Origin of the sequence: Qipengyuania sp., from assembly GCF_043423005.1 — a bacterium.
Taxonomy (GTDB): Bacteria; Pseudomonadota; Alphaproteobacteria; order Sphingomonadales; family Sphingomonadaceae; genus Qipengyuania.
This window is the reverse complement of record NZ_JBHWMI010000036.1, coordinates 58,892-80,957: the sequence shown is the minus strand read 5'-3', so window position 1 is coordinate 80,957 and position 22,066 is coordinate 58,892. Positions and strand designations below refer to the sequence as shown.

Below are 22,066 nucleotides of genomic sequence, written 5' to 3'. Positions count from 1 at the left end.
AAATACCGGGTCACGGCGGGGACGATGGGCGCGGTGTCCGCCGGCGGGATGCGCCCCCTTTGCCGCTTGTGCGGCCATGACGCGATAAGTATAGGGCCGGCCACATGGAGGGTCGCTAGAGCGCCGGGGGCACCGGCCGGGGAGGCGTCCGCTTCGCGAGTGGATGGAAGGTAGGCTGCGACCATGGCCGCATCGGCTTCTAATGTGAGTGAAAAGCTGGCCGCGGCGAAGGCTGTCGTCGATCCCGGCTATGTTCCGTCCGACGACGAAGAATACATGAACCCGCGGCAGCTCGATTTCTTCCGTATGCTTTTGCTCGATTGGAAGAAGTCGATTCACGATGCCGCGGGGCAGACGATCCAGTCCCTGCAGGACGGTCCGATCCGCGAGCCCGACCTCAACGATCGCGCATCGTCCGAAACGGACTGGGGCATCGAACTGCGCACCCGTGACCGGCAGCGCAAGCTGATCGCCAAGATCGACGCGGCGCTGCGCCGGATCGACGAGGGCGAATACGGCTATTGCGACAAGACCGGCGATCCGATCGGGCTCAAGCGGCTGATCGCGCGCCCGGTGGCGACGATGACCCTCGAGGCTCAGGAAGCGCACGAGCGCCGCGAACGGGTGTCGCGCGACGATTGAACTGGGGTGTTTATCGGGGGGCGGCGAAACGCCTTCTTAAGCACTACGACCTAGCTGTTGGTTCCGGTCGCGCAACTTGGGCGGCCTGTCGGTGAAATAGCGGGATCGTCGCATGTCAGGCCTCAATACGCGCAGCGTTTCGCGCGACAGTCTTTTGCTGGTGGCCGAGCTTGCGGTCGGCGATCGGCCTGCGGTCGCCGTGAAGGTTCGCAACCTGTCCGACACCGGGATGATGGGCGAAGGCGAACTCGACATCGCGGTGGGCGAGCCGTTCGTGGTCGACCTGCGCAACATCGGCAAGGTGCACGGGCGTGTGGCCTGGGCACGCGGCAAGCGCTTCGGACTGAACTTCGACAAGATCGTCGATCCCAAGCTGGCCCGTGCGCCGGTGGGCACCGGGCCGAGCGAGGCGCCGCGCTATGCCCGCCCTGCCGTGGCCGCTCCGCCGGCCGCCCCCGACGCTCGTACCTTGCGCAAGCTCTAGCCTGTTTGCGCGCCGCCGGTCCTGCCCGCACCGCGGGCAGGCGGCTTGCGCATCGGGGCGCGAATGATACGGCGTTGCGTCATGCGGCGTGCGCTTGCCCTCCTCATCGCCTTTGCCCTCTCAGCCTGCGCCCGGCAGGAAACCGACGGCGCCGTCGATGTCGCGTATCTGGCGGGCGAGGACGGCCTGTTTGCCGATGGCCTGCGGATCGGCCCGGGGGCCCAGCTGGTCCGCGCGGCACGGTGGCAGGGGCTTGTCCGGCTGGATGAACGGGGCGAGGTGGTTCCCGGCGTTGCGGAACGCTGGATCGTCACCGACGACGGGCTGAGCTACATCTTTCGTCTGCGGCCCCCCGGCATCGAAGACGAACGCGAATTGTCGGCTCAGGCTTTGGCCCGCACACTGGGGCGCGCGATCCGCGCGCTGGACGGCACCAGCCTCGGGCTCGACCTTGCCCCGGTGCGCGATGTCCGGGCGATGACCGGACGAGTTATCGAAATCCGGCTCGATACGCCTTTTCCCGGCCTGCTTCAGCTGCTCGCCCAGCCCGAACTCGCGCTCGCCGGGGCCAGTGATGGCGGCGCCCTGATGACCTTCGTGCGCGAAGGCGATGCAGCGATCCTGACGCCGCTGCCGCCCGAGGCGCGGGGCTTGCCGAGCCAGGGCGACTGGGCCGAACTGGTGCAGCCCGTCAGCATTCGCAGCGCGCCGCCCGGCGCGGCGCTGGAAGGCTTTGCCGACGGCGTTTACGACGTGGTTCTGGGCGGAACGATCGCCACTTTGCCACTGGCCGCGTCCGGTCCGCTGAGTGCAGGGACCGTCCGGCTTGATCCGGCGATCGGCTTCTTCGGGCTCGATGTCCTTCGCGCCGACGGCTTTCTTGAGCAGGCGGAAAACCGCGAAGCGCTGGCGCTGGCGATTGAGCGGCCCGCACTGATCGAACCTCTCGGCGTTGGCGGCTGGGCTGCCACGGCGCGCTTCGTTCCGGCCAATCTGCCGGGCGAGGAGGACCCGGCGGAACGCTGGCCCGGCCTCTCGCTCGATGAACGGCGTGCTGTGGCTGTAGCGAGAGTCGCACGCTGGAAGGCTGCGAACGGCGGCTCCCTGCGATTGTCGATTGCCTTGCCCGAGGGTCCGGGGGCTGAAATCCTCTATCGCGGGCTGCGCGAACAATTGGCGGAAGTCGGTATTGCCCTGATCCTTGCCGAGCCGGGCACCGATGCCGACCTCGGCCTGCGCGACCGGGTGGCACGATTTGCCGGACCGCGGTGGTTCCTGAACCAGTTCCATTGTTCGCTTGCCCCGGCGCAATGCGCCCCCGAGGCCGATAGCCTCGTTGCCGCATCCCTGGCCGCGCGCGATCCGGCCGAACAGGCGCGGCTGATCGCCGAGGCGGAGGCGGTGCTGACCGCGCGCAACCTGTTCATTCCGCTCGGTGCGCCGATCCGCTGGTCGAAGGTGCGCTCCGCGGTCGGCGGGTTCGAGGAGAACGCGTGGAGCTTCCATCCCTTGCTGCCCCTGTCCGGGGCCCCCATCTAACGGACATGAACGACCAGCGCCGCGCCCCCGTGTTCGTCCCCCCGGTGTCCGCCGATGGCCCCGACCGCCCGCCGCGGATGGGCCTTAGTCTCCCCACCGGCCGGGATCCGTTGTCCGTCCGCCGCCGGGTGGAGGCAATGGAGGCCCTTCTCGAGCGCAGCATGGTCATCCCCGGGACGAGCTATCAGGTCGGGCTCGATACGCTGGTCGGGTTCATTCCCGTGATCGGCGATCTGGTGACTGCCGCCATGGGCAGCTACATCGTCTGGGAAGCGCGCAATCTGGGGATGCCGAAATGGCGGCTGTGGCAGATGATGGGGCGGATCGGCTTCGATACCGCGATCGGCGCGATCCCGCTTGCCGGCGACGCCTTCGATGTCGTCTATCGCTCGAACTCGAAGAACCTGCGCACGATCCGGCGGCATCTCGACAGGCATCATCCCGAGACGCGGACGATCGAGCAATAGTTTCGCCCGCGCGCCTGCTGCGCTAGGGCGAAGGAATGAACGGCGACGTCACCTATTCCTCCTATCTCGATCTCGAACGCATCCTTTCGGCCCAGCATCCGGTTTCGGCCGCGCATGACGAGATGCTGTTCATCATCGTTCACCAGGCCAGCGAATTGTGGCTGAAGCTGTGCCTGCACGAACTGTTCGCCGCCCGCGAATGCATCGTCGCCGACGATTTGCGTCCCGCGTTCAAGATGCTCGCCCGGGTGGCGCGGGCACAGGGGCAGCTGATCCAGAGCTGGGACGTGCTAAGCACGATGACCCCGCACGATTATTCCACCGTGCGTCCGCATCTCGGCGGCTCGTCGGGCTTCCAGTCGGCGCAGTACCGGATGATGGAGTTTCTGCTCGGCGGCCGTAACCCGGACATGGTCACGATGCACGAGGCGACCCCCGAGGTCGCCCGCGAACTGCGCGAGGAACTGGGGCGCAAGAGCCTTTATGCCGAAGCCGTCGCCTTGCTGGCCCGCCGCGGCTTCGCCATTCCGGACGAAGTCCTTGCCCGCGATCATACCGCAACCTGGCAACCGAGCGACGACGTCGAGGCGGCTTGGGCCGCGATCTATCGAGAGCCCGAACGGTACTGGGATCTCTACGAGCTGGCCGAGAAACTGGTCGACCTCGAATACCATTTCCAGCGCTGGCGTTTCGGGCATCTGAAAACGGTCGAGCGGATCATCGGCTTTAAGACCGGGACCGGCGGCACCCCCGGCGTGCCCTACCTCGCGGGCGTGCTGACACAGGCCTTCTTCCCCGAATTGCTGAGTGTGAGAACGGCGCTATGACGCGGCGGGTGTGGGACATCTCGCAGACCCTACGCCCGGCGCTGCCGGTATGGTCGGGGGATACGGCATTTGCCTGCGAGCGGACGTGGGACATGGCGGGCGGTTCGCCGGTCAACGTCTCGCGCCTGACGCTGAGCACGCATTCGGGCACCCATGCCGATGCGCCGCTGCATTATGTGGCGGACGGGCTGGACGCAGCAAGCATGGCGCTCGAGCCCTATCTGGGTGAATGCCTGGTGGTCGACGCGCGGGGTCTGAGCGGTGCGATCGATGTCGGCGACCTGCCCGAGCTTGGCGGGGTGACCCGGCTGTTGCTGCGCACATGGGACGCCTTTCCGCACGATCGCTGGCGGAGCGACTGGACCGCCATTGCCGCCCGGACGATCGACTGGCTGGCGGGGCAGGGCGTGGTCCTCGTCGGCACCGACGCGCCGTCGCTCGATCCTGAAAGCAGCAAGACGATGGACGCGCACCATGCGGTCGCGCGGGCCGACATGCGCATTCTCGAAGGCCTGGTGCTGGATGACGTGCCGGCGGGGCGCTACGAACTGATCGCCCTGCCGGTCAAGATCGCCGGCGGGGACGCAGGGGTCTGCCGCGCGATCCTGCGGGAGATCGAGCATGCCTGAACGTGCCGCCATCCTCGATGCGGGGGATCCGCTCGCCCCCTATCGCGACCGGTTCGAAGTGCCGCAGGGGGTCATCTATCTCGACGGCAACTCCCTCGGCTGTCTGCCCCGGGCGACGCCGGCGCGGGTGGAGGACGTGGTGCGAGGCGAATGGGGCCGCGATCTTATCCGCAGCTGGAACAGCGCCGGCTGGATCGACCTGCCCAGGCGCGTCGGCAGCATTATCGCCCCGCTGATCGGGGCGCAGCCGCACGAGGTGACCGCCTGCGATACGACCAGCGTGAACCTGTTCAAGCTGATCGCCGCCGCGCTCGCCCTGCGTCCGGGTCGCAAGGTCGTGCTAAGCGAGCCGGGCAATTTCCCGAGCGACCTTTACATGATTGCCGGACTGGAACGGCAAGGCCTCGCCACCCGGCGGCTGGCCGCGCGCGACCATCTGAAAGACGCGCTCGATGCGGATGTCGCGCTGCTGCTGCTGACCCACACGCATTACAAGACCGGCGCCCTGTTCGACATGGCGGCCCTGACCCGCGCCGCGCACGAGGCCGGCGCGCTAATGCTGTGGGACCTGTCGCATTCGGTGGGCGCTTTGCCGGTCGATCTGAACGGCTGCGAAGCGGATTTCGCCGTCGGTTGCGGGTACAAGTATCTGAACGGCGGCCCGGGCGCGCCGGCCTTTGCCTTCGTCGCCGACCGGCATCTGGCGGAGGTGGAGCAGCCGCTGACCGGCTGGATGGGCCATGCAAGCCCCTTCGCTTTCAGCGACGATTACGCGGCGGCGCCGGGGATCGAGAAACTGCTCTGCGGGACGCCCGGCATCATCGGCCTTGCTGCCCTGGAGGTCGGCGTCGAGCTGATTGCCGAGATCGGGGTCGAGGCGCTTTATGCCAAGTCGCAAAAGCTGTCCGAGTTCTTCCGCCAGTGCCTCGTCGAGGCGGGGGTCGATCTGGAGCTTGTCAGCCCTTCGGACCCGGCACGGCGCGGCAGCCAGCTCTCCTTCCGCCACCGCCACGCCTACGCAATCTGCCAGGCGCTGATCGCCCGCGGCGTGATCGGCGACTTTCGCGACCCCGACATCCTGCGCTTCGGCTTCGCCCCGGCCTATCTCAGCTTCGCCGACATGGCAGACGCCGCGCGCCACTTGGCCGAGGTGCTGGAAAGCGGCGAATATGAGCGCGAGGAGTTCCAAGAGCGGGCGGCGGTTACGTGAATGATGTCAGCGTCATTCGCCACGCGATAGAAAGGTTTCTCGGCCAGCTCGATCGAGACCCAACCGATGACCAAATCGGTTTGCGCAGTCTCGCGATTTCGTTGGACAATTTGGTTTCGGTCTATTTCACGACCGTAGATGTGGAGCCCACAGATGGCCCCGACGCTCCTGCGATGGACTACTCGAGCTTTGCCAGACGCGCCAATCGTGCGTTCCCTGAGTTGGGCTCTTATCCTTACGCAGACCCCGGCGGCGAATCAGGACAGGACGAGCTGCTAGTCGCCGACGCTATCGACGACATCGCCGACATTGCTGGCGATCTGTCCGAGGTGCTTTGGTTGTTGAATGCAGGGCGGGAAATCGATGCGATTTGGGACTTTCGCTTCGGCTATCAATATCACTGGGGCGACCACCTCCACAGTCTGAGACATTATCTTCACTCCACCCGCGTCGCAGCGTGGTAATCACTCCTCCAGTTCGATGTCCCAGTAGAGCCAGTCGCGCCAGGTTTCGTGGAGGTAGTTCGGCGGGAACATCCGCCCCTGCTGCTGCAATTGCCAGTGGGTCGGGCGGATGGGCTGGGCGTAGAGCTGCATCCCGGCCTGCTTCGGTGTGCGGCCGCCTTTCTTCATGTTGCACGGGGCGCAGGCGGTGGCGATGTTCTCCCACGTGGTCTTGCCGCCAAGGCGCCGCGGGACGACGTGGTCGAAGGTGAGATTGCTGGTATCGCCGCAGAACTGGCAGGCGAAGCGATCGCGCAGGAACAGGTTGAACCGCGTGAAGGCGGGAAATTCGCTCGGCCGGACATATTGCTTGAGCGCGATCACGCTCGGGATTTTCATGTCGAGATTGGGCGAGTGGACCTCGCGCTCGTAGGTTTCGATCACGTCCACCCGATCGAGAAAGATCGCCTTGATCGCGGTCTGCCACGGCCACAGGCTGAGCGGGTAATAGGATAGCGGCGTGTAGTCGGCGTTGAGGACGAGGCAGGGGCAGGACTGAAGGTTGCGCGTGGCATCCTCGTCCGAGTTGCGGAACCGTGCGGCCCGCTCGATGAGATCGGCCCTAAACATCCGGGTGCGCCACGTTTCGTGATCCCTTCAAGTCGCGAGAATGCATTTGCATCTTCGTGCGTCAACCCTGTTACAGACAGTCTATCCACATGGTTGTCCCCACCCGCCCCCCGCCTGTCACCCGTTTCGCGCCCAGCCCCAACGGCTCGCTGCATCTCGGCCATGCCTGGTCGGCCATCGTGGCGCACGATCTTGCGGCGGAGCGGGGCGGGCGGTTCCTGCTGCGGATCGAGGATATCGACGGCGCGCGGTCGCTGGCGGACAAGCCCGACGAGTTTCGCCGCGATCTCGAATGGCTCGGGCTCGAATGGGAGGAGGTGCCCGCGCAATCGACCCGCCTCGCAAGCTACGAGGACGCGGCCCGCGCCCTGCTGGCGCGCGGTCTGCTCTATCGCTGCACCTGCACCCGGCGCGAGATCGAGGAGGCGGGGGCGCTGATCGGGCCGGAGGGGCCGGTCTATCCCGGCACTTGCCGGCATCGTCCGCCCGATGCGGCGCGCCCGGCGGCCCTGCGTCTCGATCTTGCGCGCGCGATCTTCGAGGCTGGCGATGTCGTGTGGGAGGACGAGGTGCGCGGGGCGCAGCGCGCCGATCCGCGAGCCTTCGGCGACGTGGTGCTGGTGCGCAAGGATGCGCCGGCAAGCTATCACCTGGCAACGACCCTCGACGATGCGGCGGACGGGGTCACTTTGGTCACCCGCGGGGCGGACCTGTTCACCGCCAGCCACCTGCACCGGTTGCTGCAGGCGTTGCTGGGTCTTCCGGTTCCTCGCTGGCATCATCACGCCCTGCTGATCGACGAGACCGGCGCCAAGCTGGCCAAGCGGCGCGGCTCGCCCAGCCTGGCGATGCGGCGCGAGGCAGGGGAGGACGGACGGGCCCTCGCCACACGCCTGCGGGCCGCGCAATTCCCCGCTGGCATTGCGCTTGCGACAGCCTAAATAGCGGCCATGAACACCTTCTTCGTGATCGTCCTTCTCGCCGCCATGATCATGGTCGTCGTATCACTGGTGCGCGGGGTGATCGCCTTTCTGCGCAGTACCAAGATCGATCTGCAGAGCGGCGAACAGCAGGACGCGACCGACATGCAGTTGCGCCAGAACCGGGCCATGATGTCGCGTGTCAAATGGCAGGCGCTGGCGATCATCATCATCGCTGTCATGCTCGCTGTCGCCAGCTGAGCGGCCAACATGGTCAGGCTCAACCGCATCTACACCCGCACCGGCGACGATGGGACGACCGGGCTGGTCGACGGCTCGCGCCTCGCCAAACACGATTCGCGAATGGAAGCGATCGGGGCGGTGGACGAGGCCAATAGCGCAATCGGGCTGGCAGCGGCGGCGGCACCTGACGGCGACATCGCGAGCAAGCTGTTCCGGGTGCAGAACGATCTGTTCGATCTGGGCGCGGACCTCGCCACCCCGGCCGCCGAGGACGACGATTTCGCGCCGGGTGAAATGGTCCTGCGGGTGATAGATCGGCAGGTCGCACTGCTCGAACAGGAGATCGATGCGGCGACCGCGCAACTGGCCCCGCTCGACAGTTTCGTGCTCCCGGGAGGCACCGAGCTTGCCGCACGGCTTCACGTCGCGCGGGCGGCGGCGCGGCGGGCGGAACGGGCAGTCACGGCTCTTGCTGCGCAGGAACGGGTCAACCCGCAGGCGGTGGCCTATGCCAATCGCCTTTCGGACCTGCTGTTCGTCCTCGCCCGGCTGGCCAATGACGGCGGGGCGGCGGACGTCAAATGGGTACCGGGCGCCAACCGCTGATCCGGTGCCATACCCGGCTGGTCAAACCCGCCACCGCCCGTTAGTGCGCCTTTGCTGCACATGCGAAGGGGTACAGGGACATGACGGGAACGATCGCCATCATCGGGGCGGGCCAGATGGGTTCGGGCATCGCTCAGACAATCGCCCGGTTCGGCAATCGCGTCCTGCTTGCCGATGTCAGCCTCGATGTCGCCGAACGATCGCTTGCCGGGATCGAACAATCGATAGCCAAGCTGGTGGGCAAGGGCAAGCTCGAGCCGGGGGAGGCCGAGGCGGCAACTGCGCGGATCACCCCGGTCGGCGATTACCAGCGAATGGGCGAAGCGGCCTTCATCATCGAGGCGGCGACCGAAAAGGAAGAGATCAAGCACGCGATCTTCGACAAGGTCGGCCCGATGCTGGCCGATGATGCCATCCTTGCCTCCAATACCAGTTCCATCCCCATCACCCGCATGGCCAACTGGTCGCCCGATCCGGCGCGCTTCATCGGGCTGCACTTCTTCAACCCGGTGCCTGTGATGGGTCTGATCGAGGTCATCCCCGGGCTGGCCACGTCGCAGGACACGGTCGACCGGACGGTGGCCTTGGCGCAAAGCCTGGGCAAGGAAGTGGTGCTGAGCCAGGATGAACCGGGCTTTGTCGTGAACCGCATCCTCCTGCCGATGATCAACGAGGCGGTCTTCGTCCTGGGCCAGTCGACAGCGGATATCGAGGATATCGACAAGGGCTGCCGGCTCGGCCTCAACCATCCGATGGGGCCGTTGCAACTGGCCGATTTCGTCGGGCTCGACACCTGCCTCGACATTTTGATGGTGCTCTACAAGACCACCCGCGACAGCAAGTACCGCCCCGCGCCGCTGCTGGTGAAATATGTCGAGGCCGGCTGGCTGGGGCGCAAGACCGGGCGGGGGTTCTACGATTATTCGGGCGAAAAGCCGGCACCGACCCGCTGAGGGAACACAGGCACCCCGCGCGCCGTTACCCGCGCAAAGGAGATGTCTGCGATGACCGATCACGAACACAGCCGGCGGATTGCCGAGCAGGGCGGCGAGAGCCACGAGGCGCGCCAGGCCGGCCTCGCCCCCGAAACCCACAACGACGAACAGGATGACCATCGCAGTCAGGCCCACGAGGTTGCGGAAGAAGCGCTGCGCCGCACGCCCGCCGCCGGCTCGCCGACGGAAAGCACCAAGCACAAGAGCGCGGTCGATCTCGACGATGATTCGACGCAGGACCTCGTCGATCACATGCGCGATATGGAAAGTTCGGGCCGGATCGACATGAGCGCCTATCGCGGCGAACCCAACATGGACGACAACGAAGACCTCTACGGCGAGGCCAGCAAGCTCGACAAGGACCTGCCGTCCGACGGCAGCTGATCACCCCTTGGTGAGGCTTGCTTCGTCGAGCATCCAGATACCGGCGGCAAGGATGATCGAACCTGCCGCGACGCCATAGGCAAGAACGCGGAAGTTCGGGGTCGATACGGCCTCGAACTTGTGCGTATCGAACCGGGCCATCGTCTTGCAGGCGCGCCGCTCGGCGTTGATCGCGAGCCAGCCCCCGGCAAGGATGAACATCGTGGCAATGCCCTTGGCCAGCCACAGGGGTTCGAGCATTCCGAAGATCGCGTTGAAGCCCAGGCCGATGCCGATCGCCCCGAAAGCGGTCCTCATCCACCCGGCGAAGGTGCGCTCGAGGGCCATGATGCTGCGATCCTCGGCCATGTCGGTGCGCAGTTCCGCCAACCGCGTGCTGTCATCGCGTGGGTCGGTATCGTCGTCGTCGGTCTTGGCCATCACCGCAACAGCGCGTCATGGCCGCCCTTGTTCCGCCAGGCGGATAATCAAGTCGTTGTTTTGTCAGCCCCGGCATCTGCCTTGAGGCGATAGAGCGTCTCCAGCGCCTCGCGCGGAGACAAGGCATCGACGTCGAGTGCATCGAGCGCCGCCCGCACCGGATCGGGCGCGGGTTCGGGCGCCACGCTTGCGGCGGCGAACAGCGGCAGATCGCCCAGCCCTGCGGCAAGACCGCCGGTTTCCGCGCGCCCCTGCTCGAGCTTCTTGAGGATGCCTTCGGCCCGCCTGATGACGGCCGGCGGCACCCCGGCAAGCCGGGCCACGGAGAGCCCATAGCTCCGGTCGGCCGGACCCTTCGCCAGTTCGTGCAGCAGCACCAGATCGCCCTTCCACTCACGAGCTCGGACATGATGCAGGCTCAGCGCGTCGCAGGTTTCAGCGAGGCGCGACAATTCATGATAATGGGTCGCGAACAGGCATCGGCAGCGCAGGGTCTCGTGCACCGCCTCGGCCACCGCCCAGGCCAGCGCCAGCCCATCATAAGTCGATGTGCCGCGGCCGACCTCGTCCAGAATGACGAAGCTGTGCTCGCTTGCCTGGGCGAGGATCGCGGCGGTCTCGACCATTTCCACCATGAAGGTCGACCGTCCCCGGGCAAGATTGTCCGCCGCGCCGACCCGGCTGAAGATGCGATCGGCGATGCCCAGGGTCGCGGCGGCGGCGGGAACGTGACTGCCGGCCTGCGCCAACAGCAGGATCAGCGCGTTCTGGCGCAGGAAGGTGGACTTGCCGCCCATGTTGGGACCGCCGATCAGCCACAGCCGATCATCGGGCGAAAGCATGCAGTCGTTGGCCACGAAACGGTCGCCGGACCGGGCCAGTGCCGCCTCGACCACCGGGTGCCGCCCGCCGGCGACCTGCAGGCAGGGTCGCTCGACGATCAGCGGCAGCGCCCAGTCGCCCTCCGCCGCGCGTTCGGCGAGGCCCGCCGATACGTCGATCCGGGCGAGCGCCGCCGCAGTGGCGGCAATGGCCTGGTGCTGACCGGTCACGAGCGCGCACAGGGTTTCGAAATGTGCTTCCTCCGCCGCGAGTGCATGGCCGCCTGCCTCGGCTATGCGGCTCGCTTCCTCGTGCAGGCTCAACGAATTGAAGCGCACCGCGCCCGCCATGGTCTGGCGATGGGTGAAACCGCTGTCCGCCCGCATCAGCGCATCGCCATGGCGCGCCGGCACTTCGATGAAATAACCCAGCACCTTGTTGTGCCGCACCTTCAGCGCGGCGATACCGGTTTCCTCGCGGTAACGGCTCTCGAGCGCGGCGATCGCCCGCCGCGCATTTCCGCTCGTCTCGCGCAGCGCGTCGAGCGCATGGTCGAAGCCGTCGGCAATGAAGCCCCCGCTGCCGCGCTCGGTCGGGGGGGACGGGACGAGGGCCCGGGTCAGCTGGTCGATCAGGGCGCCGTGCCCCCCCAGCCGTTCGCACGCGGCGGCGAGCAGGGGGACAAGGTCGGCGCTAGCCAGCAGCGTCTGTTGCAGCCGCTGCGCCTGTCCCAGCCCGTCGCGCAGTTGACCGAGATCGCGCGGGCTTCCCCGGCCGGCGACCAGGCGGCCCAGGGCGCGGCCAACGTCTGGCATGCTGCGCAACAGCGAACGGACATCGGCCCGCAGCAGGGGATCGGCGCGAAAGTGCTGGACCGCGGCAAGCCGCTGTCCGATGCGTGCGCGATCCCGCAAGGGGGCGGAAAGGTCTTCTGCCAGTAATCGCGCGCCGGCCCCCGTGGCGCAGCGATCGATGCAGGCGATCAGGCTCCCTTCGCGCCCGCCTCCCTGGGCTGTCAGCAGTTCGAGGCTGGCCCGTGTCGCCGCGTCCATCGCCATGTGTTCAGCATCCTGCCGGATTCGCGGCGGGAGCAACATCGGCAGCGTCCCCCGGCCGGCATGGCCGAGGTAGGCGAGCAGTCCCGCCGCGGCGGCGAGCATCGGGCGGGTGAAATCCCCCAAAGCATCCAGCGCCGCGATGCCGTGCACCTCGCGCAGCTGCCGCTCGCCATCCTCGCTGCGGAATCCGCTACGCGGCCGGGCGGTCGCATCGAGTTCGGCAGCCGCATCGTCGGGCGCGATGACTTCGCTCGGGCCCAAGCGGGCGAGCGCCGCATCGAGGTCTTCCGGCGCGCACTCCTCCAGCAGCATGTCGCCGGTCGACACGTCGCAGCTCGCCAGCCCAACCCGTCCGCGCAGCGGGGCAAGTGCGACCAGCAGGTTCGCCCGCCGCGGTTCCAGCAGCGCCTCTTCCGTCAAGGTGCCTGAAGTGACGAAGCGCACGATATCGCGTGCGACCAGCGCCTTGGCCCCGCCGCGCCGCCTGGCATCCTCGGGCGTTTCGACCTGCTCGGCGATGGCGACCGTGCAGCCGCCCCTGATGAGCCGGGCAAGGTAGCCTTCCGCCGAATGCACCGGCACGCCGCACATCGGGACGGGCGCGCCGTCATGCTCGCCCCGGCTGGTCAACGCGATGTCGAGGATCGCCGCGGCACGCCGCGCATCGTCGAAGAACAGCTCGAAGAAATCGCCCATCCGATAGAACAGCAGGGCATCGCCCGCCTCCTGCTTCAACGCGAGATACTGCGCCATCATCGGGGTCGGGGCACTGGCCATCGCATCCGCCGTAGCGGGGCGGCCGGCGATTCGGGAAGCCGCAAGGCGCCGGCTTTCCCCCTATGACTTGGCGAGCGATGCCCCTAGGGTCGCCGCCCCAGCCACCAGCAGAGCCATCATGGACGACGACCGACCGACTGCCTTCACCACGCGCGAAGCCCTCTTCTATCACGAGACGATCCGCCCGGGCAAAATCGAGATCGTCGCGTCCAAGCCGATGGCGACGCAGCGCGATCTCAGCCTCGCCTATTCGCCGGGGGTGGCCGCGCCGGTCGAGGCGATCGCCGCCAATCCGCGCGATGCGGCGCGCTATACCGCCCGGTCGAATCTGGTCGCGGTCATTTCCAACGGCACGGCGATCCTCGGGCTGGGCAATCTCGGTGCGCTCGCGGCAAAGCCGGTGATGGAAGGCAAGGCGGTGCTGTTCAAGCGCTTTGCCGATGTCGATTCGATCGATCTCGAACTCGATACCGAGGATCCCGAAGCCTTCATCAATGCCGTCGCGCTGATGGAGCCGAGCTTCGGCGGCATCAATCTGGAAGACATCGCCGCGCCGGAATGCTTCGTGATCGAGGCTGCCCTGCGCGAGCGGATGAACATTCCGGTCATGCACGACGATCAGCACGGCACCGCGATCATCGCCGCCGCCGGGCTTATCAATGCCTGCTACCTGACCGGGCGCGACCTTGCAGATTGCCGCATGGTGGTGAACGGGGCGGGGGCGAGCGCGCTGGCCTGCACCGCCCTGGTCAAGGCGCTGGGCATTCCGCACGAGAATGTGATCGTGTGCGACCGTGCCGGGCCGATCTATCCGGGGCGCGCCGATGTCGACCAGTGGAAGAGCGCCCATGCCGTTCCCACTGAGGCGCGCAGCCTGGCCGAGGCACTGGTGGGGGCCGACATCTTCCTGGGCCTGTCCGCGGCCGGCGCGCTCAAGCCCGAATGGGTCGCCAATATGGCCGATAAGCCGATCATCTTCGCCATGGCCAACCCGGTGCCCGAGATCATGCCCGAGGAGGCCCAGGCCGTCCGCCCCGACGCGATCATCGCCACCGGGCGCAGCGACTATCCCAATCAGGTCAACAACGTGCTGGGCTTCCCGTTCATCTTTCGCGGCGCGCTCGACGTGCAGGCGACCGGCATCAACGAGGAGATGAAGATCGCCGCGGCCCGCGCCATTGCCGAGCTCGCGCGTGAGCGGGTGCCGGAAGAGGTCGCCGCGGCCTATGGCGTCAGCCGCCAGTTCGGGCGCGATTACATCATTCCCGCCCCGTTCGATCCGCGACTGATGGAGGTTGTCTCCAGCGCCGTCGCCAAGGCGGCGATGGACAGCGGCATCGCGCAGGCGCCGATCGCCGATTTCGACGAGTACCGCCAACGCCTGAAAGCGCGCCTCAACCCCACCACGGCGGCGCTGACCAGCATCTACGAGATTGCCCGCGCCAACCCCCGGCGCATGGTCTTTGCAGAAGGCGAGGAGGAGGTGGCCCTGCGCGCTGCGATCCAGTTCCGCGACTTCGGCTATGGGACGCCGATCCTGGTCGGCCGCACCGAAAAGGTGCGCGAGAAGCTGATCGAACTCGCGGTCGACGATCCCGACGACTGGATCATCGAGAACTCGGCGGTGTCGGACAAGGTGCCGGCGATGGTCGATTATCTTTACCGCCGGCTGCAGCGCCGCGGATACACCGAGCGCGACATCGGCCGCATGGTCAATCAGGAACGCAACGTCTTCGCCGCGCTGCTGGTGGCTTTGGGGCATGGCGACGGCCTCATAACCGGGCTGACCCGCACCTTCAGCCAGACCATGCGCGAGATCAGCCGGGTCCTCGACGCAAAGCCCGATGCCGTGCCCTTCGGCATCCACATGATGATCGGCAAGAACCACACCACCTTCCTTGCCGACACGACCATCAACGAACGACCCAGCGCCGCCCAGCTGGCGCATATCGCGCGCGAGACCGCCGCGGTCGCCCGCCGCATGGGGCACGAGCCGCGGGTGGCGTTCCTCTCGTACTCGACCTTCGGCAACCCCAGCGGCCAGTGGCTGGAGAACATCCGCGATGCCGTCGCCATCCTCGACGCCGAGGAACCGGGCTTCGAATACGAGGGCGAGATGGCCCCCGATGCCGCGCTCAATCCCACGGTCATGGCGCTCTATCCGTTCAGTCGCCTGTCGGGTCCGGCAAATGTGCTGATCATGCCGGGGCTGCAATCGGCCAACCTCTCGGCCAAGCTGCTGCGGGAACTCGGCGGGGCGACGATGGTCGGGCCGATGATGATCGGGATGGAGAAACCGGTCCAGATCGCGCCGATGACGGCGATCGCGCCCGATGTACTGACCCTCGCCGTCCTCGCAAGTGCAGGGGTAGTGGGATAGAACGCGCACCCTGGCACCCTGCGGGCAGCCGGCGCCCGACCGCACCGACCTTCACGGTAAGTTTACCAAACTCGTACAGGGAATGAGCCCTCGGCAACGGGTGACGGGGGAAGTGCGGCGGTGCCAGCGACGGGGGCGTCAGTCAGCGCACGGGTGAGCGGGCTTTGCTGGTGGCTGGTCCTCGCCGCTTCGGTGCTTGTCGCGCTCGGCTTGCCGGTACCGCTTCGCGCGGAAGATGGCGACATCGCGCTGTATCGCGAGATCGCCGGGCGGGTCGAGCGGGGGGACGGTTACTACGCCGCCGCCGCCGAACTCCACCGGCAAGAGAACTACCCGCTGAGGCCTTTTGTTACCGTGCGCTCTCCCGTGCTGGCTCTTGGCCATGCGCTGATCGGGGGGGCGGGTATGCTGCTGGCGGCATGGCTCATTCTGGGAATGGCGCTGACCGCGTGGTTCCGGACCTTGCGCGACCGCCCGCCCGCCGAACGCGCCGCGGTGCTGGCAGTGATCGCCGCCGGCGGTGCGGCGCTCATCAGCCCCGAGGTGCTGCACGTCCATGAATTATGGGCCGGGCTCTTGATCACCCTTGCGCTGGGCCTCGGCTGGAACCGGCGGTTGCAGCTGGGTGCCGCGGTGTGTGCGGTGCTGCTGCGCGAACTGGCGGCCCCGATCCTTATCCTGTTGCTGTTCCCGTTCGAGCGGCGCCAGTTCGTGCGAGTCGGCATCGCGATTGGCATCGTTGCCGCCTTTTATGCCTGGCACGCTGCGAATGTGGCATCGGTAGTGCAGCCGGGCGATCCGTCGTCGCAGGGCTGGTTCGGACTGATGGGGCCGGCAGGTCTGGCAACCTATCTCTCGGCCGCGGCGGGGCGGGCGATCCCGGTATGGGCAGCGTTCCTGCCCCTTGCCGGGTGGATGATGCACGGCGACCGCCTGGTCTTCCCGTGGTGTGCCGGGGTTGCCGGGGCGATCGCAATTATCGCCAGACCCGACAACCTGTTCTGGCTGCTGATGTTCTGCCCGCTCTACCCGGCGGGGCTGGTGTTTCTGGTCAGCGCAGCCATCCTGGCGGTGCGCAGACTGCGGCCCGCGCGGTGGATGTCCGTGCGGATGGGACAGCCCTCATGAGCGCGTTGGGCGCTGTGCCGGCGCGACGGGCACCGGCGAAGGCAGGCGGACTGTCCGCGCACGCGCACCTTGCAGCCCGACTGCCGTTCGCCACGGTCATGCGCACGGGCTTTGCCGATGGATTCGGGCTGCCGGTCATCCTTCTGGCGATCTTCGCCGCGCAGATCGCGCGCGGGGTCTGGCTGCTACCCGAAGGGTACGGCGGGGCAGGGGCGCTCAATACCTCGCTCGTCTTCCTGCTGATCCTCTGGGGCCTCGGCATGATGGTACGCGCGGTCCAGCCCGGCTCGCGCCTCGCAAGCGGATTGTGTGCCATCGCGCTGTTCCTGGCGCTGTCGATCTTCTCCGCGCTGGCGGCTGCAGCGAACGCCATCGGCGGCGGCGACTTTGTCGACCCGTGGCTCGCCGCGATCGATGCGACGCTGTTTCCGTTCTACGACTGGAGGGCGGTTGCCTTCGCGCTGACCGAATATCCGAAAGCCTACTTCGTGCTCAATCACGTCTACGGCTCGCTCAGCTGGCAACCGCTGGTCTTCATGTCGGCGGCGCTCGTCTTCGGCAGGGTCCGCGATCTGGGCAATTTCGTCTCGGCCTGGGGGCTGGGGCTGCTCGGCTGCATCCTGCCGTTTCACTGGTTCCCGGCGATGTCGCCTTACGGATATTACGGCATCCAACAGGGCGATGTTCCCGGCCACATGGTGAGCCTGCCGTGGTCGTTCCTGCCGGTGCTCGAGGGGATGCGCGATGGCAGCATCCGCGCGATCGAGATGCAATGCCTGACCGGCATGGTCACAATTCCCAGTTTCCATGCCTGCGCGGCGACGATCCTTGCACTGTCCTTCTGGCGCTTTGCCTGGCTGCGGTGGCCGTTTCTCGCGCTCAACATCGGGATGGCTCTGGCCGCGGTGCCGATCGGCAGCCATTACGTCATCGATATCGTCGCCGGGATCGCGGTAGGCGTGCTTGCCGTCATCGGCGCACGCCGGCTCAATTGCGGTTCGGGGGGTGCCGGGGGCACGCCTGCCGCACTACCGCCCCGCGCCGGCCGGGATCAGAAGGGCAGATCCTTGCCCGTATAATCGACGTAGCGATAACCGCCGTCCGCGTTCTCGACCAGATCGGCAAGGCCGCGCGCGCTTTCCTCGACGGTGACCTTGGCTCCGGGGCCGCCCATGTCGGTCTGCACCCAGCCCGGATGCAGCGAAAGCACCGCGATGCCGCGCGGGTTCGCCTGTTGCACCGCGATCCCCTTGGCGAGCATGTTCTGCGCGCACTTGCTGGTCCGATAAAGCTCGAAGCCGCCCGAACTGTCCTCGATCGAACCCATCAGCGACGTGGTGAAGGCAAGCGTCCCGCCGTCCCGCAGACGGGGCAGCAGGGCCTTGGCGAGGTGCGCCGGGCCGAAGGCGTTGGCCATCATTACCTCGGCCACCTCGTCCGCGCTGGCCTGTTCGGCGGACTGGTGGGACGCGCCCATGATCCCGGCATTGACGATCAGCGCATCGAGCGGTTCGTCGAACCCGGCGAAGGTCGCAGGATCGGTCACGTCCATCTGCCGCACTTCGACCTTGCCCAGTGCATGCAGGGCATCGCTGCGGCTGCGTTCGGTGGCGATCACACGCCAGCCGCGCCCGGCGAACTCCCTGGCGAGTCCCAGGCCGATCCCGCGCGAGGCGCCGACGATGAGAATGGTCCTGGTCATTGCGCTGTTTCCCCCGGATGGATGATGGTCTTGAGGTTCATGAATTCGTGCAGGCCGAAGCGTGACAGTTCGCGCCCATGCCCGGAACGCTTGATGCCGCCGAACGGCGCCTCGATACGTGAGCCATTGACCGCGTTGAAGGTGGTCATGCCGGCCTCGATGCCGCGGGCGAAGAACTCCTGCTCGTCCGGATCGCGGGTCCACACGGCCGAACCAAGGCCGAAGGGTATGGCGTTGGCGATGCGCAGCGCCTCGTCCCGGTCGGCCGCGCGATAAAGCTGCCCTACCGGCCCGAATATCTCCTCCGATCCAGTGATGCTGCCCGGTTCGACATCAGTGAGCAGTCCGGGGGTCATCCACGCACCGGGTCGGTCGATCGCCTCGGCACCGAACAGGACCGTGCACCCTTCAGCCTTCGCCTGTTCGACCTGATCCAGCACTGTATCGCGCTGCGAGACGCTCGACAGCGGGCCGATCTCGGTCTTTTCGTCCAGCGGATCGGCCGGAACGATCGCCTTCATCGCGGTGACGAAGCGTTCGGCGAAGGCGCCGTAGATGTCGGCATGAACGATGGTTCGCTTGCCGCAGATGCACGATTGCCCGGCGTTCTGGATGCGCGCCGTCACCGCGTCCTTCACCGCCTGGTCGAGATCGGCCGACGGCATCACGATGAACGGGTCCGACCCGCCCAGTTCGAGCACCACTTTCTTCAAATGCTTGCCCGCCTCTTCCGCAACCGACCGGCCTGCCCCTTCGCTGCCGGTCAGCGTAGCGGCCACGATGCGATCATCGCCGAGGATGCCGGCGACGGGGCGGGAGGTGATGCACAGGTTCTGGAACACGCCCGTGGGCGCGCCCGCCGCCTCGACCAGTTCCTCGAGCCGGGCGGCCACCCCCTGCACCAGGCTGGCGTGCTTCAACAGGCCGACATTGCCGGCAAGGATCGTCGGTCCCAGAAACCGGGCGACCTGCCAGTAGGGAAAGTTCCACGGCATCACCGCCAGCACCGGGCCGAGCGGGAGCCAGCGACCTTCCGCGCGCCCGCCATCGGACAAGGACCATTCCTCGGCCTCGAGCATCGCCGGTCCGTGCTCGGCGAGATAGGCGAACAGGTCCGCGCATTTGCGCACCTCCGATCGCGCCTGCGTGATCGGCTTGCCCATCTCGCAGGTGGCAAGAAGGGCCAGTTCCTCCTCGCATTCGGTAAACAATTCGCCCAGCCGCGTCAGCACACGGGTGCGTTCGGGAAGGGCGCTCGTGCGCCACGACCGGAAGGCGCGGCTGGCACGGTCGAGGCGGGCTTCTATGCCGGCTCCGTCGAGCTCTTCGTAATGGTCGAGTTCCTCGCCTGTGGCGGGGTTGACGGTGGTGATCAAATGGCTGGTCCTTGCACGCTGCACCCCTCAATGGCCACGGCTGGCGACCCGTTCCCACGAAGGTCAGCGCCGGCGGAAGCGAAAGTACCAGACTTCGTGCCCGAAGACCGTGCGGGCCTTTCTTTCGTAGCGGGTCTCGGGCCAGCCCGATGGGCGGTTCTCCCAGCTTGCCCGCCCCTTGACCAGCCATTCGAAGCGGTCGGCAAAGCGGCGCATGACCATCAAGGCGTGGCGCAGATAGACCGGATGGTCGGTGCCGAAGCGGAATTCGCCGCCCGGTTTCAGCTTGTCGGCGAACAGCGCGACCGGCCCGTCGTTCATCATCCGCCGCTTGGCATGCTTGTTTTTCGGCCAGGGATCGGGATGGAGCAGATAGAGCATGGCAAGACTGCGATCGGGAATCCGCCGCAGCACTTCCAGCGCATCGCCATGATGCAGGCGGACGTTCGCCAGCCCCCCCTCGCGCACATGGGCCAGCGCCTGGGCCACGCCGTTGACGAAGGGTTCGGCGCCAATGAACCCGTGATCGGGCAGCAGGTCCGCGCGATAGGCCAGATGCTCACCGCCGCCGAAACCGATCTCGAAATGGAGCGGCCGATCCGCCCCGAACAGACGCTCGGCAGTCACCGCGCCTTCGGCGGGGACCGCGATCTGCGGCAGCAAGGTCTCGACCAGCTGCTGCTGACCTGTGCGCAGGGGTTTGCCCTGACTGCGGCCGTAGAGCCGGCCAAGCGTGGTGGGATCGCCGTCCTTGTATGCGCTCATGGGCGCGCGGGTTAGGCGGTCAGCCCCAGGCCGTCCAGATGCCGTAGAAGCTGGTGATGACCAGCACCGCGCCGACGAAGATCAGGATCGTCTTGGGCGACAGGAATTTCACCGCCAAAGCTCCGAAAGGGGCCGCCGCCACCCCGCCGATCAGCAGGCCGAGCGTTGCCCCGGCAAGGTCGGCCACGCCCAGGTGATAGATGAAGGTGGCCGAGATGGTCAGCGTGAGGAAGAACTCGACCGAATTCACCGTGCCGACGACCTTGCGCGGTTCGGCCCCCTGGACCAGCAGGTTCGAGGTGACGACCGGACCCCAGCCGCCGCCGCCGGCCGCATCCAGGAAACCGCCCACCAGGCCGAGCGGGGCGACCATGCGCGCCTCGCGCAGCTTGGGCGGATAGAGAAGGCCGCGCACCAGCAGCCAGATCCCGACGCCGGCAAGATAGATGAGAACGAAGGGTTTGACCGTCGATCCGTCGATCGACGTCAGCAGATAGGCGCCTAGTATGCCGCCGGCCATGCCGGGCAACAGCAGGCGGAAGAACAACCGCTTGTCGATGTTGCCGTGCAGCAGGTGGCTGATGCCCGAGGTGGCGGTGGTGAAGCATTCGACCACATGCACCCGCTGCGAAGCGAGCGCGGGGGGGACACCCATCAGGCCGACCATCAGCGTGCTGGTGATGACCCCGAAGGCCATTCCCAACGCCCCGTCGACCATCTGGGCAGCAAATCCGATTGCGATGTATGGAAGAACATCGACCAGATTGATGCCGAATATTTCCATTGACGGTGGTCTCCAGGGAAGAAGCGCCCGTCATTACTGTGCAATCGGGAAAGCAGGAAGCGGCAAATTCAGTCGCGGACCTGCAGCCGCGCTCCCGTCCTGAAAAGGAACGGGTGAGAAACGAGGCCTCAGGCGGCCTCGGCCTCGGCCTCCGGATCGCGCAGCACGTAACCGCGGCCCCAGACGGTCTCGATATAGTTTTCGCCGCCGCAGGCATGGCTCAGCTTCTTGCGCAGCTTGCAGATGAACACGTCGATGATCTTGAGCTCGGGTTCGTCCATCCCGCCATAAAGGTGGTTGAGGAACATCTCCTTGGTCAGCGTCGTGCCCTTGCGCAGGCTGAGGAGCTCGAGCATCGCGTATTCCTTGCCCGTCAGGTGGACCCGCGCGCCATCGACCTCGACCGTCTTGGCGTCGAGATTCACCGCCAGCTTGCCGGTGCGGATGATCGACTGGCTATGACCCTTGGAGCGGCGCACGACCGCATGAATGCGGGCGATGAGCTCGTCGCGGTGGAACGGCTTGGTGACATAATCGTCGGCTCCGAACCCGAAACTGCGCACCTTGCTGTCCATCTCGGCGATGCCCGACAGGATCAGCACCGGTGTCTGGACCTTGGCCACCCGCAGCTTCTTGAGCACGTCGTAGCCGTGCATGTCGGGCAGGTTGAGATCGAGCAGGATGATATCGTAATCGTAGAGCTTGCCCAGATCGAGGCCTTCCTCGCCCAGATCGGTCGCATAGACGTTGAAGCCTTCGGTCGTCAGCATCAGCTCGATGGCTTTGGATGTGGTCGGCTCGTCTTCGATCAGCAGTACGCGCATTGGTCGTCCCC

At 66.7% G+C, this 22,066-nt stretch carries 24 protein-coding genes; 16 read left to right on the top strand and 8 right to left on the bottom strand.

Annotated features, from left to right (window positions below; translation table 11 throughout):
* Window positions 1-183 precede the first annotated feature (183 nt).
* From dksA to ACHFFA_RS06515, 8 genes are all read left to right on the top strand, one after another.
* Window positions 184-642: an RNA polymerase-binding protein DksA gene (gene dksA / locus ACHFFA_RS06550; protein WP_394270038.1), complete on the top strand. Its 459-nt coding sequence runs from the start codon at window positions 184-186 to the stop codon at window positions 640-642.
* 112 nt (window positions 643-754) lie between these two features.
* Window positions 755-1,126 (top strand): PilZ domain-containing protein, encoded by a 372-nt coding sequence (locus ACHFFA_RS06545; protein ID WP_394270037.1) that lies wholly within the window; start codon window positions 755-757, stop codon window positions 1,124-1,126.
* 81 nt (window positions 1,127-1,207) lie between these two features.
* Window positions 1,208-2,665: an ABC transporter substrate-binding protein gene (locus ACHFFA_RS06540; protein ID WP_394270036.1), complete on the top strand. Its 1,458-nt coding sequence runs from the start codon at window positions 1,208-1,210 to the stop codon at window positions 2,663-2,665.
* 77 nt (window positions 2,666-2,742) lie between these two features.
* Window positions 2,743-3,132 (top strand): DUF4112 domain-containing protein, encoded by a 390-nt coding sequence (locus tag ACHFFA_RS06535; RefSeq protein WP_394270078.1) that lies wholly within the window; start codon window positions 2,743-2,745, stop codon window positions 3,130-3,132.
* A 35-nt stretch (window positions 3,133-3,167) separates the two neighbouring features.
* On the top strand, window positions 3,168-3,959 hold the full coding sequence (locus tag ACHFFA_RS06530) for a tryptophan 2,3-dioxygenase (RefSeq protein ID WP_394270035.1): 792 nt from the start codon (window positions 3,168-3,170) through the stop codon (window positions 3,957-3,959).
* The gene (gene kynB, locus ACHFFA_RS06525) at window positions 3,956-4,588 is read left to right on the top strand and encodes an arylformamidase (protein WP_394270034.1); all 633 of its coding nucleotides are present in this window, start codon (window positions 3,956-3,958) and stop codon (window positions 4,586-4,588) included. Before ACHFFA_RS06530 ends, kynB begins: the two co-directional genes overlap by 4 nt.
* Window positions 4,581-5,798 carry a kynureninase gene (gene kynU, locus ACHFFA_RS06520; protein WP_394270033.1) on the top strand — a complete coding sequence of 406 codons (1,218 nt, stop codon included), beginning with the start codon at window positions 4,581-4,583 and terminating at the stop codon, window positions 5,796-5,798. Before kynB ends, kynU begins: the two co-directional genes overlap by 8 nt.
* The gene (locus ACHFFA_RS06515; protein ID WP_394270032.1) at window positions 5,795-6,262 is read left to right on the top strand and encodes a DUF5063 domain-containing protein; all 468 of its coding nucleotides are present in this window, start codon (window positions 5,795-5,797) and stop codon (window positions 6,260-6,262) included. The genes kynU and ACHFFA_RS06515 overlap by 4 nt, the downstream gene beginning before the upstream one ends.
* Here ACHFFA_RS06515 and ACHFFA_RS06510 read toward each other — a convergent pair whose 3' ends face one another.
* Window positions 6,263-6,871, bottom strand: a complete 609-nt coding sequence (locus ACHFFA_RS06510) for an HNH endonuclease (RefSeq protein WP_394270031.1) — start codon at window positions 6,869-6,871, stop codon at window positions 6,263-6,265.
* An 89-nt stretch (window positions 6,872-6,960) separates the two neighbouring features.
* Here ACHFFA_RS06510 and gluQRS point away from each other — a divergent pair, with 89 nt between their 5' ends.
* The 5 genes from gluQRS to ACHFFA_RS06485 all read left to right on the top strand — a co-directional run bounded on the left by gluQRS (window position 6,961) and on the right by ACHFFA_RS06485 (window position 10,019).
* On the top strand, window positions 6,961-7,812 hold the full coding sequence (gluQRS, locus tag ACHFFA_RS06505) for a tRNA glutamyl-Q(34) synthetase GluQRS (protein ID WP_394270030.1): 852 nt from the start codon (window positions 6,961-6,963) through the stop codon (window positions 7,810-7,812).
* Between the two features lie 9 nt (window positions 7,813-7,821).
* Window positions 7,822-8,052, top strand: a complete 231-nt coding sequence (locus tag ACHFFA_RS06500) for a hypothetical protein (protein ID WP_394270029.1) — start codon at window positions 7,822-7,824, stop codon at window positions 8,050-8,052.
* Between the two features lie 9 nt (window positions 8,053-8,061).
* On the top strand, window positions 8,062-8,640 hold the full coding sequence (locus tag ACHFFA_RS06495; RefSeq protein ID WP_394270028.1) for a cob(I)yrinic acid a,c-diamide adenosyltransferase: 579 nt from the start codon (window positions 8,062-8,064) through the stop codon (window positions 8,638-8,640).
* An 80-nt stretch (window positions 8,641-8,720) separates the two neighbouring features.
* Window positions 8,721-9,593, top strand: a complete 873-nt coding sequence (locus tag ACHFFA_RS06490) for a 3-hydroxyacyl-CoA dehydrogenase NAD-binding domain-containing protein (RefSeq protein ID WP_394270027.1) — start codon at window positions 8,721-8,723, stop codon at window positions 9,591-9,593.
* A 51-nt stretch (window positions 9,594-9,644) separates the two neighbouring features.
* On the top strand, window positions 9,645-10,019 hold the full coding sequence (locus ACHFFA_RS06485; RefSeq protein WP_394270026.1) for a hypothetical protein: 375 nt from the start codon (window positions 9,645-9,647) through the stop codon (window positions 10,017-10,019).
* Here the strand turns inward: ACHFFA_RS06485 and ACHFFA_RS06480 are convergent, their stop codons facing one another.
* Window positions 10,020-10,439 carry a YidH family protein gene (locus tag ACHFFA_RS06480; RefSeq protein ID WP_394270025.1) on the bottom strand — a complete coding sequence of 140 codons (420 nt, stop codon included), beginning with the start codon at window positions 10,437-10,439 and terminating at the stop codon, window positions 10,020-10,022.
* A 47-nt stretch (window positions 10,440-10,486) separates the two neighbouring features.
* Window positions 10,487-13,096, bottom strand: coding sequence for a DNA mismatch repair protein MutS (mutS, locus tag ACHFFA_RS06475; protein WP_394270024.1), 2,610 nt, complete (start codon window positions 13,094-13,096; stop codon window positions 10,487-10,489).
* A 118-nt stretch (window positions 13,097-13,214) separates the two neighbouring features.
* On the opposite strand from mutS, the gene ACHFFA_RS06470 reads away from it, so the two are divergent.
* The 3 genes from ACHFFA_RS06470 (at window position 13,215) to ACHFFA_RS06460 (ending at window position 17,683) form a co-directional block, all read left to right on the top strand.
* Window positions 13,215-15,476, top strand: coding sequence for an NADP-dependent malic enzyme (locus tag ACHFFA_RS06470; RefSeq protein ID WP_394270023.1), 2,262 nt, complete (start codon window positions 13,215-13,217; stop codon window positions 15,474-15,476).
* 153 nt (window positions 15,477-15,629) lie between these two features.
* Window positions 15,630-16,604, top strand: a complete 975-nt coding sequence (locus ACHFFA_RS06465; protein ID WP_394270022.1) for a hypothetical protein — start codon at window positions 15,630-15,632, stop codon at window positions 16,602-16,604.
* Between the two features lie 98 nt (window positions 16,605-16,702).
* A complete protein-coding gene (locus tag ACHFFA_RS06460) occupies window positions 16,703-17,683 on the top strand; it encodes a phosphatase PAP2 family protein (protein WP_394270021.1) in 981 nt (326 codons plus the stop codon).
* On the opposite strand, the gene ACHFFA_RS06455 is transcribed toward ACHFFA_RS06460, so the two are convergent.
* From ACHFFA_RS06455 to ctrA, 5 genes are all read right to left on the bottom strand, one after another.
* Window positions 17,656-18,306 (bottom strand): SDR family NAD(P)-dependent oxidoreductase, encoded by a 651-nt coding sequence (locus ACHFFA_RS06455; protein ID WP_394270020.1) that lies wholly within the window; start codon window positions 18,304-18,306, stop codon window positions 17,656-17,658. The genes ACHFFA_RS06460 and ACHFFA_RS06455 overlap by 28 nt on opposite strands.
* Window positions 18,303-19,682, bottom strand: coding sequence for an NAD-dependent succinate-semialdehyde dehydrogenase (locus ACHFFA_RS06450; protein ID WP_394270019.1), 1,380 nt, complete (start codon window positions 19,680-19,682; stop codon window positions 18,303-18,305). Before ACHFFA_RS06450 ends, ACHFFA_RS06455 begins: the two co-directional genes overlap by 4 nt.
* A 63-nt stretch (window positions 19,683-19,745) precedes the next feature.
* Window positions 19,746-20,447 (bottom strand): tRNA (guanine(46)-N(7))-methyltransferase TrmB, encoded by a 702-nt coding sequence (locus tag ACHFFA_RS06445; protein WP_394270018.1) that lies wholly within the window; start codon window positions 20,445-20,447, stop codon window positions 19,746-19,748.
* A gap of 19 nt (window positions 20,448-20,466) precedes the next feature.
* Window positions 20,467-21,231, bottom strand: coding sequence for a sulfite exporter TauE/SafE family protein (locus ACHFFA_RS06440; RefSeq protein ID WP_394270017.1), 765 nt, complete (start codon window positions 21,229-21,231; stop codon window positions 20,467-20,469).
* Window positions 21,232-21,359: 128 nt separating this feature from the next.
* The gene (gene ctrA / locus ACHFFA_RS06435; RefSeq protein ID WP_394270016.1) at window positions 21,360-22,055 is read right to left on the bottom strand and encodes a response regulator transcription factor CtrA; all 696 of its coding nucleotides are present in this window, start codon (window positions 22,053-22,055) and stop codon (window positions 21,360-21,362) included.
* Between the last annotated feature and the right edge of the window lie 11 nt (window positions 22,056-22,066).